At 62.9% G+C, this 15,975-nt stretch carries 17 protein-coding genes and 1 pseudogene; all 18 read right to left on the bottom strand.

Annotation, left to right across the window (positions count from 1 at the left end; translation table 11 throughout):
- Positions 1–284: cyclic-di-AMP receptor (locus tag HRF45_11820; protein MEP0767214.1), on the bottom strand; the 284-nt coding region annotated here is incomplete at its 3' end.
- Positions 281–928 carry a dTMP kinase gene (gene tmk / locus HRF45_11815; protein ID MEP0767213.1) on the bottom strand — a complete coding sequence of 216 codons (648 nt, stop codon included), beginning with the start codon at positions 926–928 and terminating at the stop codon, positions 281–283. The genes HRF45_11820 and tmk, both read right to left, overlap by 4 nt.
- 1 nt (position 929) lies before the next feature.
- The gene (locus HRF45_11810) at positions 930–2,531 is read right to left on the bottom strand and encodes an AAA family ATPase (GenBank protein ID MEP0767212.1); all 1,602 of its coding nucleotides are present in this window, start codon (positions 2,529–2,531) and stop codon (positions 930–932) included.
- A gap of 23 nt (positions 2,532–2,554) precedes the next feature.
- Positions 2,555–3,679, bottom strand: coding sequence for a trypsin-like peptidase domain-containing protein (locus HRF45_11805; GenBank protein MEP0767211.1), 1,125 nt, complete (start codon positions 3,677–3,679; stop codon positions 2,555–2,557).
- Positions 3,680–3,681: 2 nt separating this feature from the next.
- Positions 3,682–4,161 carry a 6,7-dimethyl-8-ribityllumazine synthase gene (locus HRF45_11800; protein ID MEP0767210.1) on the bottom strand — a complete coding sequence of 160 codons (480 nt, stop codon included), beginning with the start codon at positions 4,159–4,161 and terminating at the stop codon, positions 3,682–3,684.
- A 13-nt stretch (positions 4,162–4,174) separates the two neighbouring features.
- The gene (locus HRF45_11795) at positions 4,175–5,443 is read right to left on the bottom strand and encodes a bifunctional 3,4-dihydroxy-2-butanone-4-phosphate synthase/GTP cyclohydrolase II (GenBank protein MEP0767209.1); all 1,269 of its coding nucleotides are present in this window, start codon (positions 5,441–5,443) and stop codon (positions 4,175–4,177) included.
- Positions 5,444–5,480: 37 nt separating this feature from the next.
- A complete protein-coding gene (locus tag HRF45_11790) occupies positions 5,481–6,086 on the bottom strand; it encodes a riboflavin synthase (protein MEP0767208.1) in 606 nt (201 codons plus the stop codon).
- A gap of 4 nt (positions 6,087–6,090) precedes the next feature.
- Positions 6,091–7,197, bottom strand: a complete 1,107-nt coding sequence (gene ribD / locus HRF45_11785; GenBank protein ID MEP0767207.1) for a bifunctional diaminohydroxyphosphoribosylaminopyrimidine deaminase/5-amino-6-(5-phosphoribosylamino)uracil reductase RibD — start codon at positions 7,195–7,197, stop codon at positions 6,091–6,093.
- Positions 7,178–7,495 carry a hypothetical protein gene (locus tag HRF45_11780; GenBank protein MEP0767206.1) on the bottom strand — a complete coding sequence of 106 codons (318 nt, stop codon included), beginning with the start codon at positions 7,493–7,495 and terminating at the stop codon, positions 7,178–7,180. The genes ribD and HRF45_11780 overlap by 20 nt, the downstream gene beginning before the upstream one ends.
- A 2-nt stretch (positions 7,496–7,497) precedes the next feature.
- A complete protein-coding gene (rpe, locus tag HRF45_11775) occupies positions 7,498–8,166 on the bottom strand; it encodes a ribulose-phosphate 3-epimerase (GenBank protein MEP0767205.1) in 669 nt (222 codons plus the stop codon).
- Positions 8,163–9,923, bottom strand: coding sequence for a PASTA domain-containing protein (locus HRF45_11770; GenBank protein ID MEP0767204.1), 1,761 nt, complete (start codon positions 9,921–9,923; stop codon positions 8,163–8,165). Before HRF45_11770 ends, rpe begins: the two co-directional genes overlap by 4 nt.
- Positions 9,920–10,126: a hypothetical protein gene (locus tag HRF45_11765; protein ID MEP0767203.1), complete on the bottom strand. Its 207-nt coding sequence runs from the start codon at positions 10,124–10,126 to the stop codon at positions 9,920–9,922. The genes HRF45_11770 and HRF45_11765 overlap by 4 nt, the downstream gene beginning before the upstream one ends.
- The gene (gene aroB, locus HRF45_11760; protein ID MEP0767202.1) at positions 10,119–11,213 is read right to left on the bottom strand and encodes a 3-dehydroquinate synthase; all 1,095 of its coding nucleotides are present in this window, start codon (positions 11,211–11,213) and stop codon (positions 10,119–10,121) included. Before aroB ends, HRF45_11765 begins: the two co-directional genes overlap by 8 nt.
- On the bottom strand, positions 11,206–11,697 hold the full coding sequence (locus tag HRF45_11755; GenBank protein MEP0767201.1) for a shikimate kinase: 492 nt from the start codon (positions 11,695–11,697) through the stop codon (positions 11,206–11,208). The genes aroB and HRF45_11755 overlap by 8 nt, the downstream gene beginning before the upstream one ends.
- A 103-nt stretch (positions 11,698–11,800) precedes the next feature.
- Positions 11,801–13,459, bottom strand: a complete 1,659-nt coding sequence (locus HRF45_11750) for a hypothetical protein (protein ID MEP0767200.1) — start codon at positions 13,457–13,459, stop codon at positions 11,801–11,803.
- A gap of 38 nt (positions 13,460–13,497) precedes the next feature.
- Positions 13,498–13,782, bottom strand: a pseudogene (locus tag HRF45_11745) (RNA-binding protein).
- Between the two features lie 540 nt (positions 13,783–14,322).
- Positions 14,323–15,162 carry a hypothetical protein gene (locus HRF45_11740; protein ID MEP0767199.1) on the bottom strand — a complete coding sequence of 280 codons (840 nt, stop codon included), beginning with the start codon at positions 15,160–15,162 and terminating at the stop codon, positions 14,323–14,325.
- A gap of 15 nt (positions 15,163–15,177) precedes the next feature.
- Positions 15,178–15,972: a hypothetical protein gene (locus tag HRF45_11735; protein MEP0767198.1), complete on the bottom strand. Its 795-nt coding sequence runs from the start codon at positions 15,970–15,972 to the stop codon at positions 15,178–15,180.
- Positions 15,973–15,975 lie beyond the last annotated feature (3 nt).

The following is a 15,975-nucleotide window of genomic DNA, read 5'->3' as shown; positions in this document are numbered from 1 at the left end:
CCGACCGTGACCTTCATGGGCGTGGTGGGCAGGAAGGTGCCGATGGGGGCAGCATCCGGCGGGAGGGCGTTCACGTACTGCTCGCGCGACTTGCAGTTTTCGCCCAGCAGGGCCATCACCGACTCTACCTGGTCGTTTTCCGCTCCGATCAGCAGCGTGGAGTTGCCCTCACGCAGAAAGCCACCCGTGCTGGCGATGGTAGTGAACTTGTATCCTGCCCGCAGCAGCGCGTCCGTGATGTTGTTCTTGTCACGGTTGTGCACCACGGCGATCAGTAGCTTCATGGGCCCTCCTGGGTTGGGGTGACCCTATTATAGCCGCGTGCCGAGAGCAGTGCAGCGATCGCTTCACGCGTGCGGCCGGCGACTTCGTCCAGCGACTGAGATGCATCTATCACGCAATAGCGTGGGTTCTCCGCCGCGAGGGCGAGGAAGCCCTCTCGAACCGTTCGGTGAAACTCGAGTGCCTCACGGTCTAGCCTGTCTAAGTCGATCAGGCGGGCGAGTCCCACTTCCGGTGGGATGTCGAGCAGAATGGTCAGGTCTGGTTCCAATCCACAGGTCGCCAATCGGTTCAGCTCCTCGGCCCGCTCCCGGCCCAATCCTCTGGCGATGCCTTGATACACCGTCGTCGAGTCCGCGTGCCGGTCGCACAGCACGATCTCACCTCGTTCGAGTGCCGGGACGATGACCTGAGCAACGTGTTGGGCGCGGTCGGCCAGGAACAGAAACATCTCGGCAATCGGCACGACCGGTTCTCCTCCGAGCAAGAGGTTTCGCACCCCCTCACCGAGTGCGTGCTGGCCTCCAGGCTCACGCGTTAACACCACCGAGTAGCCTTCGGACGCCAGCCACTCCGAGCACCTCTCGATCTGCGTGCTCTTGCCCCCGCCTTCCGGCCCTTCGAAGGTGATGAAGAGGTCGTGCACCTCAGGTTCCCTTTGCGAGGATGCGCACGTACCGATTGGGCTCCTCGCCGACGCTTTCCGAGAGCAGCTTGCGCTTGGCCACCAGCAAGTGCTGGAGTCGCCGAAGGTAGCTGTTTCTCGGAGGCAGGTCGAACGGCTCGGCGGTGGTCAGCACCTGCTCCACACCTTCCTCCGCCTCTTTGATAGCCAGGGCCTCCATTGTACGTGCATCCGGGAGCCGGAACAGGTCGTCCAGGGCGCCTGCAATCTGCGAATAGGTGTTGCTCTTGACCACGACGGTAGGCACCTGCTTGTCCATCACCTCTCGCAGTCGTGGTGGCCTACGCTGATAAGTGGTTCGTATGGCGAGCACGGCGTCGGCCTGTTGGATGTCGTTCACGGTGACTGCGGGCAGCCTCCGTTCCCGAATGGCTCGTTCTAGGCGCGTACGTGCCACGCCATACGGGAAGATACGCATCACGCCGCCACGCAGATTGTTCACGGGGCGGACCGGAGCAGCTTCGCCGCGGTCTAAGTCCAGAACCGGGTGTTCGTGTGGCATGGGAGCCATCTCCACGACCACTTCCGGCTTCTGCACCACCTCCACCTCGCCTTGCGAGCTGCGCACACGGATCTCCGGCCGGGGCTGACTCCCACGCAGCATGGTGTCCACGGCGCGCTGCACGTCATGGTGGATGGCGATCTTGTCGTAGTCGAGCAGCTCGATCACGATGCTGAAGGTCGGCGGGGCCTTTCGCTCCAGCACCGTCTTTTGCGTTCCGCGCCGTCGGGCCTCATCGTCCGAGAGGGTGACGGCCTGGATGCCACCGATCAGGTCGCACAGCGTCGGGTTGCTCATCAGGTTGTCCAGCGTTCGACCGTGCGCGGTGCCGATGAGCTGCACGCCGCGCTCTGCGATGGTCCGAGCGGCCAATGCCTCGGCTTCCGTGCCGATTTCGTCGATGACGATCACCTCCGGCATGTGGTTCTCGACCGCTTCGACCATCACTTCGTGCTGTCTTGCCGGTTCTGCTACCTGCATCCTGCGTGCGGTGCCTATACCGGGATGGGGAACGTCTCCGTCGCCCGCGATCTCGTTCGAGGTGTCCACGATCACCACTCGCTTATCAAACTCGTCGGCCAGGATGCGCGCCATTTCGCGAAGCTTCGTGGTCTTCCCTACGCCAGGCTTACCGAGCAGTAGGATGCTCTTTCCCGCCTCCAGGATATCTTGCAGGATGTCAATCGTGCCGTACACCGCGCGCCCCACGCGACAGGTGAGGCCGACGATACGCCCGTGGCGGTTGCGGATGGCGGATATCCGGTGGAGGGTTCGCTCGATGCCCGCTCGATTGTCCTTGCCGAACTCGCCGATCAGCCCGACCACGTACTGAATGTCTTGATCGGTGACTTCGATATCTTCCCAGCGTTCGGTCAGGCTCACGAACCGGGTCTCGGCGGGCCTGCCGAGGTCCAGCACGACTTCGAGTAGTTGCGGCAGGTCGGGCCGTGTCGCCAGTCTATCCCGAACACGAGGAGGCAGAACCTCCAAGAACTTTCCTAACGCTTCTGTTGTCTCTTTGGCCATCACCGGGTTCCCGGCATACAGCGACTGAAATGTCATGCTGAGCGCGACGCCATAGGGCTCTATTCGCCACGGTCCACGTTGGGCGGCAAGTCCCGTACGGCGATCGTAACCTCCCTTTCGACTCCCATTCTCCAAACGCGAGCTTTGAGCACTCCACCTACTTCCGCGCTACCTAGCACGTTCCAGAAGTCGTCCGAGGTGCGTAGCCCACGTCCGTTCAGACTGACAATCACATCGAGTGGCCGCAGACCCGCCTCCTGTGCCGGCGATAACGGCCACACCTTTTCGACGATCACACCGGTATTCGGCACCGTCGAAACACCCAGTTCCTGAGCCAGGGCCTCACGCAGCCCAGGGTCAGAGAGGCTGATGCCCCTGTAGGGTACGAGCCCGATGTAGGGAATGAGCGGACGTTGGCCGCTGATGATTCGCTTGGCGATCTCCTTCACGCGGTTGATGGGCACGGCAAAACCTAGCCCGATGCTTCCGCCAGTGGGCGAGACGATCACGGTGTTGATCCCCACGACCTGGCCGTGGATGTTTGCCAACGCACCACCCGAGTTGCCTTGGTTGATGGCAGCATCGGTCTGGATGAGCCCCGTGAAGCCCGCACCGGCCTCACGAAGTTGGCGATTGGTGGCGCTGACCACTCCCACTGTCAATGTATTTTCATATCCCAGCGGGTTGCCGAGCGCAAGCACCCACTCACCTACCTGGAGCGTACTGCTATCCCCTAGTTCGGCGTAGGCCAACTTGTTGGCTCTGACCTTCAGGACCGCGACGTCGTGCTCCTCGTCTTTTCCCACCACGAAGCCATCGTACTCGCCTCCGGAGATGGTCCGCACGCGAATCTCGTGTGCGCCCTGAACCACGTGAGCGTTCGTCACGACGTACCCATCCGGGGAGATCACCACCCCGGAACCCTGGCCTGCGAATTGGGTGAGGAAGAATCCCTGTCGCCTCACTCCCATCACATCAATGGCCACTACTGCGGGCGACAGCTTCTTGACGGCCTGCACGAAATCGGGCTGGGCGGCGAGGGATACCCTGCGGGCGGGCCGCTCCAGCACTTCCAGGGCTTGCTGTGGGTCGGCAGGCGTCAAGGCCTCGATGTAGCGCAACACAAACACTGCACCCAACCCCAAAGCGAGCAGAATCAGGGTGATTCCAGCTACCCGCCTCACCGCTAGCCCCCCTGCTTGACCTTGTCGAGCAGCGATACCATCTCGAGAGCCGCCAAAGCGGCCTCCGCCCCCTTGTTGCCCATCTTCGACCCGGCACGCTCGAGGGCCTGATCCAGCGTGTCGCAGGTCAGAACGCCCCAGGACACTGGCATCCCGCGCTCGGCAGCGAGCCGATTGAGGGAGTGTGAGACCGTCGAGGCCAGGTATTCGGCGTGTGGCGTTTCGCCTCGCAGAATCGCACCGACGCAGATCACGGCCTGGACCCTGCCCGTTCTGAGCAGTGCATCTGCGGCAAGGGGCGTCTCCCAGCATCCCGGCACCCAAACCACCTCGACCCGATCATCGCCGACGTCGTAGCGGGCAAGGGCGCCGAGGGCGCCATCGAGCAGTCTACGAGTCACCAAGTCGTTCCATCGGGACACGACAATGCCGAATCGGGCGGTTTCGTGCCGGAGATCACCTTCGAAGACGGTGGATGCCATGGATGGAGTGTACCTAGGACAGACCCGAAGGCTCAGCCTCTTCGGGCCCATCTTGCTCAGGCAGCCAGTGACCCATCTTCAGCCGTTTCGCCCGGAGGTACATCATGTTGTACTGGTTCGGTGGAACAACCAGAGGAACGTGCTCCACGATCTCCAAGCCGTAGCCCTGCAGTCCTGCAACCTTCGACGGGTTGTTCGTCATCAGCCGGATCTTTCGGAGCCCCAGATCGCGAAGAATCTGGGCGCCGAGCCCGTAGTCCCGCAGGTCCGACTTGAACCCCAGCGCCACGTTAGCCTCGACGGTGTCCATACCGGCGTCTTGCAGCGCATACGCCTTCAGTTTGTTGAGCAACCCGATGCCGCGCCCCTCCTGGTTGATGTAGAGCAACACTCCCCGACCCTCCTGAGCGATGAGGCCGAGTGCCGCGACTACCTGGTCTCCGCAGTCGCAGCGCAGGGATGCCAGCACGTCCCCAGTGGTGCAGCTCGAGTGCACCCGGGTAAGCACCGGCTCCCCGTCGTCCACGCTGCCCATGGTGAGGGCGATATAAGGGTTGGCGTTCGTGTCTGCCTCGTACACGTGCAGCGTGAAGTGCCCGAAGTGGGTCGGGAAGGCGATGGCGGGACACGCACGGCGGACCAACTTCTCGGTGCGACTGCGGTACTCGATGATGTCTGCGATGGTCACGATCTTCATGCCGAAGCGGTGCGCCAGTTCCAACAGTTCCGGCACCCGAGCCATGGTTCCGTCATCCTTGAGAATCTCGCAGAGCACGCCGATGGGCTGAAGGCCGGCCAGGCGTGGGAGGTCTACGGCGGCTTCGGTATGACCTGCCCGGCGGAGCACTCCGCCCACTGCAGCGCGCAAGGGGAGGACATGGCCAGGCCTAGCGAAGTCGGCGGGCGTAGACTTTGGGTTACACATGAGGCGGATGGTGAGTGCGCGATCGTACGCCGAGGTGCCGGTGCTGATCCCGTTCGCTGCGTCGATCGTCTCGGTGAACTGCGTGCCGAGCTTCGCGGTGTTGTCCACCACCATCATGCCGATGCCTAGCTGTTCCAGCCGCTTCGGGTCACACGGGACGCACAAGAGACCCCGCCCATGCGTCAGCATGAAGTTGGCGGCCTCGGGAGTGACCTTCTCCGCAGCCATCACGAAGTCGCCCTCGTTCTCGCGGTCCGCATCGTCAACCACGATGATCATGCGGCCCTGTCGAATGTCTTCGAGGGCTTCTTCGATCTTCGCGAAGGGGCTAGGCGACACGTCGGGCGAGTCTGGCATCGGAACCGATTCTACCTCGCAGAATATGTGGCCCATATTACACTTCTACCGCCTGCGACGATTGCCGCAACTCCATGAATCTTCGAACGTATTTGCCCAGGATGTCCGTTTCGATGTTCACGGGCGTTCCGGGCTGCATGGTGCCCAAGTTGGTGTGCTCGAACGTGAAGGGGATGATGGCGATAGTGAACTCGCCGTTTGGAAAGAGGTCCACGACGGTCAGGCTGATACCGTCTACAGCAACCGAACCCTTCTGAACCAGCTCTGCGGCAAGGTTCGTGGGCGCCCAGAACTTGAACATCCAGGAGTCCTCGAGCGTCTCCACTCCCACCAGTTTGCCGACGCCGTCCACGTGGCCTTGTACGAAATGGCCGCCCAGTTCCGCATCCGCTCGCAGGGGCCTCTCGAGGTTCACCCGAGTCCCAGCCGTCAGTGAGCCGAGTGCAGTGCGCTCGACCGTTTCCTCTGAGAGCTCGAACAGCAGCCGGTCGTCGCGCTTCTCGACGACAGTGAGGCAAACGCCGTTGACTGCCACGCTGTGGCCGGGACCAGACTCCCCGGCGAAAGGCGCGGTGATCCATAGCCTGCCGCTGCGAAGGGGCTCCGCAACCGAACCGACGGCCTCGATAAGACCCGTAAACATGGTGCTACTCCATTGGGTAGTCCGGCTCACCGTCCAACATCCACCCACTCCCGGCTCGTACCATCGAAGCATTTCGCAAGCGCACGGCCCGGGCGATCGTCTCCACGCCCGTCCCCTCCACGGCTGTCTTGGCCTGTGCGCCGCCGATGATCAGGGGAGCGTAGAAAAAGCAGACGCGGTCCACCACCCTGGCCTCCAAGAACGAGGCGATCACTTCGCCACCGCCCTCGACCAGTACGGATGTGATACCCCAAGAGGCGAGGCGCCCTAGCACTTCCCTAGGGTCCAGACGGCCTTCCGACCCCCTCACCTGCTCCAGTCGAACCGGTAGTGACTGTAGCCGTTTGCGTGTGACGACCGAAGCCTTGGCGAAGAACACGACGGTTTCAGCCTCGCCATCGTACAGTGTGCTTGCCTCGGGCCCACGCAGGTGATAGTCCAGGAGCACCCGCAGAGGCTTGGCCCTCACGCCGGGAATCCGCACCGTGAGGTTGGGTCTGTCTAACTTCGCGGTGCGGGCGCCAACCAGCACGGCGGCATGTTCGGCACGAAGCCTGTGCGCCATCCGGCGGGCGTCATCATCGGTGATCCACTTGGACTCTCCCGTGACCGTGGCGATCTTCCCATCGAGCGACATCGCCGCTTTGACGGTAACCCACGGACGACCCGTTTTGTGGAAGTGGAAGTGCATACGGTTCTGAGCCCGTGCCTCGTCCTCGAGCAGCCCAACCTCGACGCGCAGCCCCGCTCGACGAAGTCTACGGACTCCGCCCCCCCTCACCAGTGGATTGGGGTCTTTCACTGCCGCAACCACACGGCTGACTCCTGCAGCGACGATAGCCTCCGTGCACGGCGGGGTGCGCCCGTGGTGGCAGCACGGTTCGAGCGTCACGTAGAGCGTGGCCCCTCGAGCCTTGGCACCCGCCTTCTCGAGTGCGATGGCCTCGGCATGGGCGGTGCCCACGCGCCGGTGATACCCTTCGGCGACCACCTCGCCGTTTTGAACCAACACGGCGCCTACAAGGGGATTGGGGGCTGGGTAGCCGCGTGAGGCCAGCTTGAGTGCCCTGCGCATGAAGCGCAGATCCTCCTCACTCCAGCGGGTGACCATTGCTGCCGTCGCGCCGCCTGGGTCTTACGAGCGAGTGGATCAGGCTGCGGATTGCGGACTTGCGCTCCTCTCGATACTGGTCCAGGACGTCCCGTATCTCCCGCGCTGCGACCAGCGCCATCGCGCCAAGTACCAAGATGAGAGCTAAGAGGTAGGTAAGGCCGTAGAGAAGAACCATCGCCTTCTCACGTGTAGGCAGGTCCGCCGCCGGAGCCGGAAACAAGAGCGGATACCCAACGCCCATCGCCAGAGCCACGAGGCCCAGGCACAATACGATGATGCGCCGGCGGCGGCTCATGCTCAATCCAACGCCTCGTTGGCAGCACTCCGCAAGTGCCGCACCGCATCCGCGACGGAGGGAGTGCCATAGACCGCCGAGCCCGCCACTAAGACCCTAGCACCGGCGCGCACCACGAGTGGAGCGGTGTCGACGTCAATGCCCCCATCAACTTCGATGAGGCACTTGGAGTTCACTTCGGCAACGAGCCGCGCTGCCGCGGCGATCTTGTCCAGCATCGGGCGGAGCATCTCCTGTCCTCCGAATCCAGGGCTAACCGTCATGATCAACAACAGGTCGGCGTCAGGTAAGGCATAACGGATGGACTCCACGGCCGTATGCGGATTGAGCGAGATGCCAGGAGAGACGCCGTATCGCCGGATGAGCGACAGCACCCGAACTAGGTCGGGGCAGGCTTCTTCGTGCACGGTGAGGTAGTTGGCGCCTGCCTCGGCGAACGCCTCGATTAGGTCCCAGGGGCGCTCCACCATCAGGTGAACGTCGAATGGGAGTTTGGACACCGCACGGACTGCTTTCACGAGGGGGGGACCAAACGTCATGTTCGGCACGAACTTGCCGTCCATCACGTCGAAGTGAATCATGTCCGCGCCGGCGGCGTCCGCCTGCGCAACCGCATCGGCGAGGTGTCCGAAGTCCGCAGCAAGAATGGATGGGGCGATCAGAACGCTCAATACTCCGGCTCCATGTAGCGGCGGTAAATTCGTTTGCCATCCAAGCTTACGGTCACTCTGGCTCGGTCGCCATAGCCGTCTACGGTCACCTCAAACTCTTCCCCCGCAAAGCGTATGGCGTCGTACACGATTCGCGACCCGACGTCATCCCGAAACTCGACTTGCACCCGCACCTCCTGCGCGACTCCTGCAGGGATGGCGATGGGGATGCGCCACGTCCGCAGTACGGCGCCCTCTTCGGATGGCTCCATCGGCTCCGGGCCGAGGCTAAGCACGAGCTGCACGGGCTGGGACGGGTCGAGTTCCAATCCGCCTTGCGGGATCTGACGGATCACCGCACCCGACGGCACCTCAGTGCTGTGCTCGCGCGTGACAACTGTCACCTTCTTGAACCCCACTTCTGCAAGGGCGGCGCGCGCGCTCTCTTCGGACAGGTTTCGCACATCGGGGACGGCCACCAACCTAGGACCAAGGCTGAGGGACACGGCAACGGTCGCGCCCTCCTTGACCTTCTCGCCGGCTGCAGGCACTGTGGCGAAGATAGCGTCTGGCGGGAAGCGATCGTTGTAGGCCTGGGTCGCCACCTTAAGCTTCAGCTTGCGTTCCGCGAGTATCTGACGCGCCTCGACCAGCGTCTTCCCCACCAGCGCAGGCACGGTTGCCTCACGGGGCTTGGTGACGCTAAGGAAGAGGTAGGCGGCGCCGGCCATCACCACCAGGATCGCCATCAGCGTTAGCGAGATATTGACGAGGCTGAGCCAGCGCGGTACGTCCGGCTCAGGTCTGGGTTCGGATTTCAGGACCGGCTTGGTCGTCGGTGTGGGAGTGGCGACATGGACCGCGGCTTCCGACCCTGGTGCGATGCGAGGCGTGCTGGTTGCAGGTGGGGGCGCAGCGGACTCCGCAGCGCCGGCTCGGAACACGGCCCGCTCGGAGGGCTTGCCGAAGCGCAGTGAATCCCGAATAGCTTTCAGGTCGAGCAGCAATTCGACTGCGTCCTTGTGTCGTACGCTGGGTTGGGCGGATGTCGCCCTCTCCACCAGCATCTCCAGCGCAGCAGGCACGGCAGGGTTCAGCGTGCGCATGGACACCGCAGGCATGATGTGAGCGTCGGTCCCCGTTGCGACGCGCACGGGCCGCTCCCCGGTCAACATCTCGAACAGGATGACGCCAACGGAATACACGTCGGCTGCAGGGCTTTCCTCGCCTCCGATGAACAGCTCCGGCGCCATGTACGGTCCCGCGATGGCTACCTCAGCGCGGAACGTATCGGGATGCGCCATGGCCACGGATCGCAGCCCGAAGTCGGTGAGCATCACGCTGCCCTCGACGTTTGCGAACACGTTGGCTGGGCGAAGTCTCCCGAAGGCTTGGCCCGCACGATGGGGAGCATCGAGGGCCGTGGCGATACCGATTGCGATGTCCACCGCGACCGGCACGCTCATCGGCCCCAACCGTTTCATACGCTCTTCTAGCGGCGTCCCCGAGGCGAGTTCGAACACCAAGAAGGGGTTGCCGTTATGCTCGTCCATGCCGAGGCAAGTGGCCACACCGGGCCAGCGATACTGCGCCATGGTATCGGCGTACATCTTGATGGCGATGCGCAGTTCCGGAAGATGGCTGTACTCAGGGCGGAGGATCTTTAGCGCGACCTGCCGATTTCGGACTCTATCGCGTGCGCGGTAAGTGACGAACAGCGGGCCCTCGCCCAATCGTTGTTCGATCTCGTATCGTAAGCGAAGGATATCGCCGATCACTGTGCTCCGCTCCTCCACGTCCACAACCAGTAGACCACGGATGCGGCGAGCAGAACCCAATAAAGCACGGTCAGCGTGGGCAACGCGGAGTCCAGCCATACCTGCGAGCCCCGAGCAACCAGCCCGCCATAATGCCCGGCCGCGAGCAAGCAAGTCCAGGCCGCACAGAACATTCCGATCAGGCTCTTGTGTGCCTCACCCATCGCAGTCCATCTCTCGGAGGACGTCCATGACGACGTCGCGCGGGACGTCGCCGACGAGCTTCACTTCGCCCACTCTCGTGGGCAACGCCATCACTAGCTTACCTCCCGCGACCTTTTTGTCCCGATACATCAGGTCAACCAGTTCCTCAGGGGGCAATCGAGGCGGCTGCCACCCGAGGGTGTATGCGAGGACGGCAGTTCGAATCACCTCGGGTACGTCTGCATCACACAGACCCAGGCGACGAGCAATCATCGCTTCCGTCACCATGCCCATTGCGACGGCCTCCCCGTGAAGGATGCGCCGGTAATCGAAGATGGTTTCAATGGCGTGGGCAAAGGTATGGCCGAAGTTCAGCCGCGCACGCGATCCCGTCGTGTCCCGCTCGTCCTCGCCGACGATTTCTGCCTTATAACGGCAACACGCGGCCACGATCTCCGCCAACACCGATGGGTCTCGTCGCTCCACTTGACGGCGCACGCCCACCACGAAGTCCACGAAGGGCGCGGACAAGATGAACCCGTACTTCAGCACCTCGGCCATCCCATTGCGAAGGTGGCGGAGCGGCAGAGTTCGCAGCACCGTGGTATCCGCGATCACCGCGAGCGGCTGCAGGAACGATCCGACCAGGTTCTTACCTGCCTTGAGGTCCACGCCCACTTTGCCGCCAACGGACGCGTCCACCTGCGCCAGAACCGTGGTAGGCACCTGCACGTAGCGGATGCCACGGTGGTACACGGAGGCCACGAACCCGGCTAGGTCACCTATTACTCCGCCCCCGAAGGCAATGATGACTCCTTGTCTGCCGAGGCCACGCTCCGACAGCTTCTCGCAGAGGGCACCGGCCGAAGCATAGGACTTGCTACGCTCTCCAGCCGCGACGGTCAACACGATCGGCTCGAGTCCCTCATCTCGGATAGCGCGCAGTAGTTCTGTGCCGTACCACTCGAGCAGTTTGGGATGGGTAATCACCGCAACGCCATCGGGCGAAGCGGCGGCGAGAACGCCCGTAAGAGCGTGGAGGATATGCTCCCCCACGAGAATGTCGTAACTGCCACCGGGGGTTCTGAGATGGATCGTCTCAACCACCTTGGGTCATCCACTCCATGTACATCTCGGCCAAGCGGCTCGCGCCTTCCTCCGGCGTGATGTCGTCTGTGCGAAGCTCACGGTCCGCCTGACGATACCACGGCATGCGCTGCTCCATCAGAGTTGCAATGCGCTTCGAGGGGTTGCTTGACTTAGCTAACATGGGTCTGGACTCGATCGGCTGCACACGCTCCAAGATACTCTTCGGCTCGGCGGTCAGCAGCACGCGAAGTCCCAGCGAGCGGATCAACTCCGCGTTTTCCGGCTGGCAAGGCGCGCCGCCTCCGACCGCGATTACGCAGCCGGATACGTTCTGCAGGCTTTCGAGGGTTGCATGCTCGAAGTCGCGGAACCACTGCTCGCCATAAGTCTCGAAGATGGCGGGGATGGAGAGGCCGGTATCTGCCTCGATCTTCTCATCGAGGTCTATGAAAGTCGTTCCCAACATCACGGCGGCCAGGCGACCCAGCGTGGTCTTCCCCACCCCCATGAATCCAAGTAGTACTAGGTTATGTGGCATCGCAAGACGATGGCCGGCAGCAGCGTCCAATCGCTGCTGCCGGCCACTCCTCGATTCTCCGTCGGTCCTACGGGCCGAAGCCCATTCCCTGACCGTCTTCGTCCGGTATGACCGACGGCGTGATGAAGATGAGCAACTCGCTCTCCTCGATGGTTCGGCTCTTCGTTCGGAAGAACTGCCCAAGGATGGGCAGGTCGCCGAGGATCGGGTAGCGCAGGTAAGAGGTGGTGTTCTGCTTTCGGGTCAGACCTCCGAGCACCATGGTTTCGCCGCTTTTGATGATACGGGTCACTAGGGCGGACTGCTCTGTCTGATCCGGGTACTCGCCTCCATCTGGGAATTTCCGAACCTGTCCGAGTTCGCTGATCTGCGGGGCGACCGAGATCGTGATTGTGCCATCGCGGTTCACACGGGGCGCGACGCTCAGCAAGCTGGGCACCGTGACCTGCTCCGGAATGGTCTGTGTCTGCACCTGACCGCCACCAAAGCCGATGGTCTGAACTCTCGGCACCCAGATGTACAGCACCGACTGGATGGTAGCCGGCTGGTTGTTCAGCGTGGTGATGAGCGGCGCGTTGACCACCTTGCCCTCGCCGCTGAGCAGTCGGGCTCGAAGACGCGAAACCACGTTGCCAGAGGAGAAGTTTACGAAGATGGGGTCGCCGGTGACCGCGAACGTTCCGGGCGTGTTGCCCATCGAGAAGTTCACTCGCTGGTACAGCCAGTCGATGCCGAAGCTGTCCGAGCGGTTTGTCAACACGGTCACGAACTCGACCTTGACCATCACCTGCTGCGGACGCACGTCGAACATGGTGACGTATCGCTTCAGTTCGTCAATGGCTTCCTCGGTGCCCTTCACGACGATGCTGTTGTCCGTCGGGTCGTAGCTGATCATGCGGATGCCGTCGGGGATCAGACTCTCGCTGGGGAGCTGACCCTGGCCGGTTCCAGTTTGTCCGCCGGCTCCGGTGCCGATGCCTCCAGGTCCGCCTATCTGTCCGCCACCACCGGTCGGGCCGATGCCTCCACCACGTCCGATCTGCGCTCCGAACACGTTGACGCCTCCCGAGCGGTCAGCTCCGGTTGGGACGGTGCCGCCTTCAGGCGTGACGGCGTCCTCGCCGAGCGGGTACGAGCGGACGGGGTCTCCGGCGTAGAGAAGGGTCGTCTGCAGCCCGGGTCTCGGCCACTCGCGCTTCCCGTGCAGCATGAACTGCAGCATGGCCACGGAGTTCTCGTAGACTTCGCGATCCCGCATGAACAGGGCGTTGATCACGTCCTTGGGGTGCGCGGAGTTCATGAAGATCTTGGTGGTGACCTCCGGTGCCTTTACCACCTCGCGGGGTGGCGCGGACACTGGCACCGTAGGGCTTGCTGGGTTCGTGCTCTCATCATCGGGTGGCAGCACACTACCGAGGTGAGAAATGACGAAGACGCCGCCTGGCTCGAGCCGGTACGCCGCCTTCGCTGACATACAGATGTACTTGACCGCCGTTTCGAGAGGCTGGTCCACCAGCCGCACCGTCACCGGTGCGAACTCCTCGTCGGAGGTGACGAAGACGAACTGCGCTCCTGTCTGCTGCATCACCGCCTGCAACACTGCGTGCAGGTCGGCATTCTGTAGGTGCAGCGTCACCTTCGACTTCAAAACATCGGTCGTCTGAGCCGCGCTGATGGCAAATACACCCACCAGCACGCTCAGGCTGACCGCCAGGCGATAGAGCATGTCCTCGTTCCTCCTCCGTGAGTTCGTTTGCCTACGTACTACCTGCCAAAACCGCCGCCGTAGCCACCACCGAAGCCGCCGCCACCGCGGTATCCACCGCCGCTAAAGCCACCACCGAGACCGCCATAGCCGCCGCCACCATAGCCGCCGTAGCCGCCGTAGCCGCCACCGCCGCGGAAGCCGCCGCCACCATAGCCGCCGTAGCCGCCAAAGCCGCCACCGCCGAGACCACCGAAGCCACCGCCGTAGCCGCCATAGCCACCACCGAGACCACCGAAACCACCGCCGTAGCCGCCGTAGCCGCCACCGTAGCCACCGCCGCCCATGCCGGACAGCGTCGTGATCTCAGGGATCTCGGGGGCCCGGCCGGAAATGACACCCAAAATGAAGTTCGGATCGGCGTGGTACACCGGGATTCGTATCACCCGCTCCGTCTCCGTGGCAAGCTCTGGCGTCTCCTGCGTGCCCAGATCGGGTGGTGGTGCAATCGACTCCTCTCGCAACACGATCTCGTACACCCCGCCAACCACGCGGTATGAGGCCTTGACCTGCGACAAGATGTTGCGCAGGGCAACCGAGAACGGGACGTCCTTCAGGCGCACGGTCACAGTGCCCTGAATGGCGGGGTCAATGCTGTAGTTATAGCCGGTCGGGTCGAACAGGGCCTTCAGGGCGAACCGAATGTCCGCCTGGTTCAACTCGATGGTAACCATCTTCTCCTCGCCCTGCGCTTGTGCCGGCACGACTGCCATGCAGACCCAAAGCGCCATCAGCGCCGTGATGCTCAAGAACCAACTTCGCTTCATCTGAGGACACACCTCCGAACTCTAATACGCTGCGAACAAGCTTCCGTTACTCCCGATCTATCGGCTCGGCCCACCGCCGCCACTGGGGCCTATGCCGGCCGGACCGCGCCCGCCACGAGGCCCGTATGCTCCCGGGCCGACCGTCGGTCCTCCGATGCCGGCTCCCGGACCAGGTGCCATGCCACCCATCGTCGGGCCTCCGGCACCAACACCGGTTCCTGACGAGGCCAAAGTGGCGGGCAGAGCCTCGAGCTTCACCTCTACCGTGTTCGGCCGCTTGTCGCCCGAGCGAACCAAGACCAGTTTCTCGTTGTCAATCGAGCGGACGGTCCACTCGCCCACCTTGTCCCCCGGTTGCACCACCACAGGGTCAGACACTCCGGGCACCTCCAAGATGGCCGCGACCGCTTCTCCGCGAACGATACCCGATAGTCGCCGGTACGGCTGGGGCTCGACCGGAATCAGCGCCGGGTTGACGGGCTTCGGCTTCGGCTCAGCGAACAACTGAAAGTCACCAAGCATCGCAAGAAGTTGCTGCTGTCTCGCCCGTTCGTCAGCTGCCATTTCAACGGGCAAGACAGAGAACGGGTCGGCGCGGGCCACGTATCGAATTCGCGGATAAGCTGCAGAGCCCTCGGGAATTCCTTCGGCAGTACGCTTTTTCACTGCCACACCAGCCACAGGCGTCACTGGGACCACCTCGGGTGCTTCCCTGCCCGGCTGCATGGTGTCACCTGCTGGCATGCCTTCGAAGCCGCCAGCCATCGGCGGGCCTTGCTCCTCGCCTCCGCCCGACGGCATGAACATCATCACCGCCACAGCGGCGACGGCAATCAGCACCACAACCAGGGCGATGATCAGAACCGTTTTCTTGTTGCCGCTCGATGCGTTGCTCACGTCTTTGCCTCCAACCTACCGTCCCTTAAGCATCTTCGGTCCTGCAGCGGGCCCGCCTGGTCCAACCGTCGGGCCCACCGTGGGTCCGCCCATTCCCGGCATTCCCATCGGCACGCCGCCTGCGTCCGCCGAGCTTCCGAACCACGGGACGGGTTCATCGTTGATGTACTCCCCTCTAGGAAAGACGAGCACGAGCAGTGAATAGGTCCCGACCAGATTCGGAGACGTTCCCGAGAGCTGCAGCCCGTCGGTGAGAGCGATGTAGTTCGGCAGCCGATTCCAAGCTTCTACGTGCTGAAGAATCTGACTGAACGTGCCCGAGACCTGCATCGTCCCAATGGGCAGAATCGCACAGGGATAAGGCAGAGTCGGGTAGTTGAAATAGCTGGAGACGAGTTGGTTCGGATCATCTCCGGCACCGGGCACTGTCGGGCCCGAAAGCACACGTACACCGGTCTTCCGCATATGCGCGAACAGGTCGGCCTGCAGCTTGTTTCGGAACGAGCGGAACTGCGTGGTGAGCCGCCAGCGGTTCTGGTCGAGGTTGATCACGCTGGTTGGAGGCGACTTCCGCGCAATATAGCTAGCCCATTCGGCAGCTACGGCAGCCTGCTCCTCCTTGGCTTGCCGAACACGGTTCTCCGCCTGCGGACGCTGCGCAATCACCTGCTCCAGTGCTACGTTTCGGGCGTTCTGATACTCCAGCTTTTTCTGCGTCGGGGAGATGACCAGCAGGTACAGGCCGGTGGCGATGAGCACCGCCAAGACGATTCCCCCTGCGAGGATCTGGGCCAGGGTCATTCTTCGCATGGC

The sequence above is a fragment of the Fimbriimonadia bacterium genome, from assembly GCA_039961735.1.
GTDB lineage: Bacteria > Armatimonadota > Fimbriimonadia > Fimbriimonadales > JABRVX01 > JABRVX01.
The sequence above is the reverse complement of the archived record's forward strand: the minus strand, read 5'-3'. Positions and strand labels throughout refer to the sequence as shown.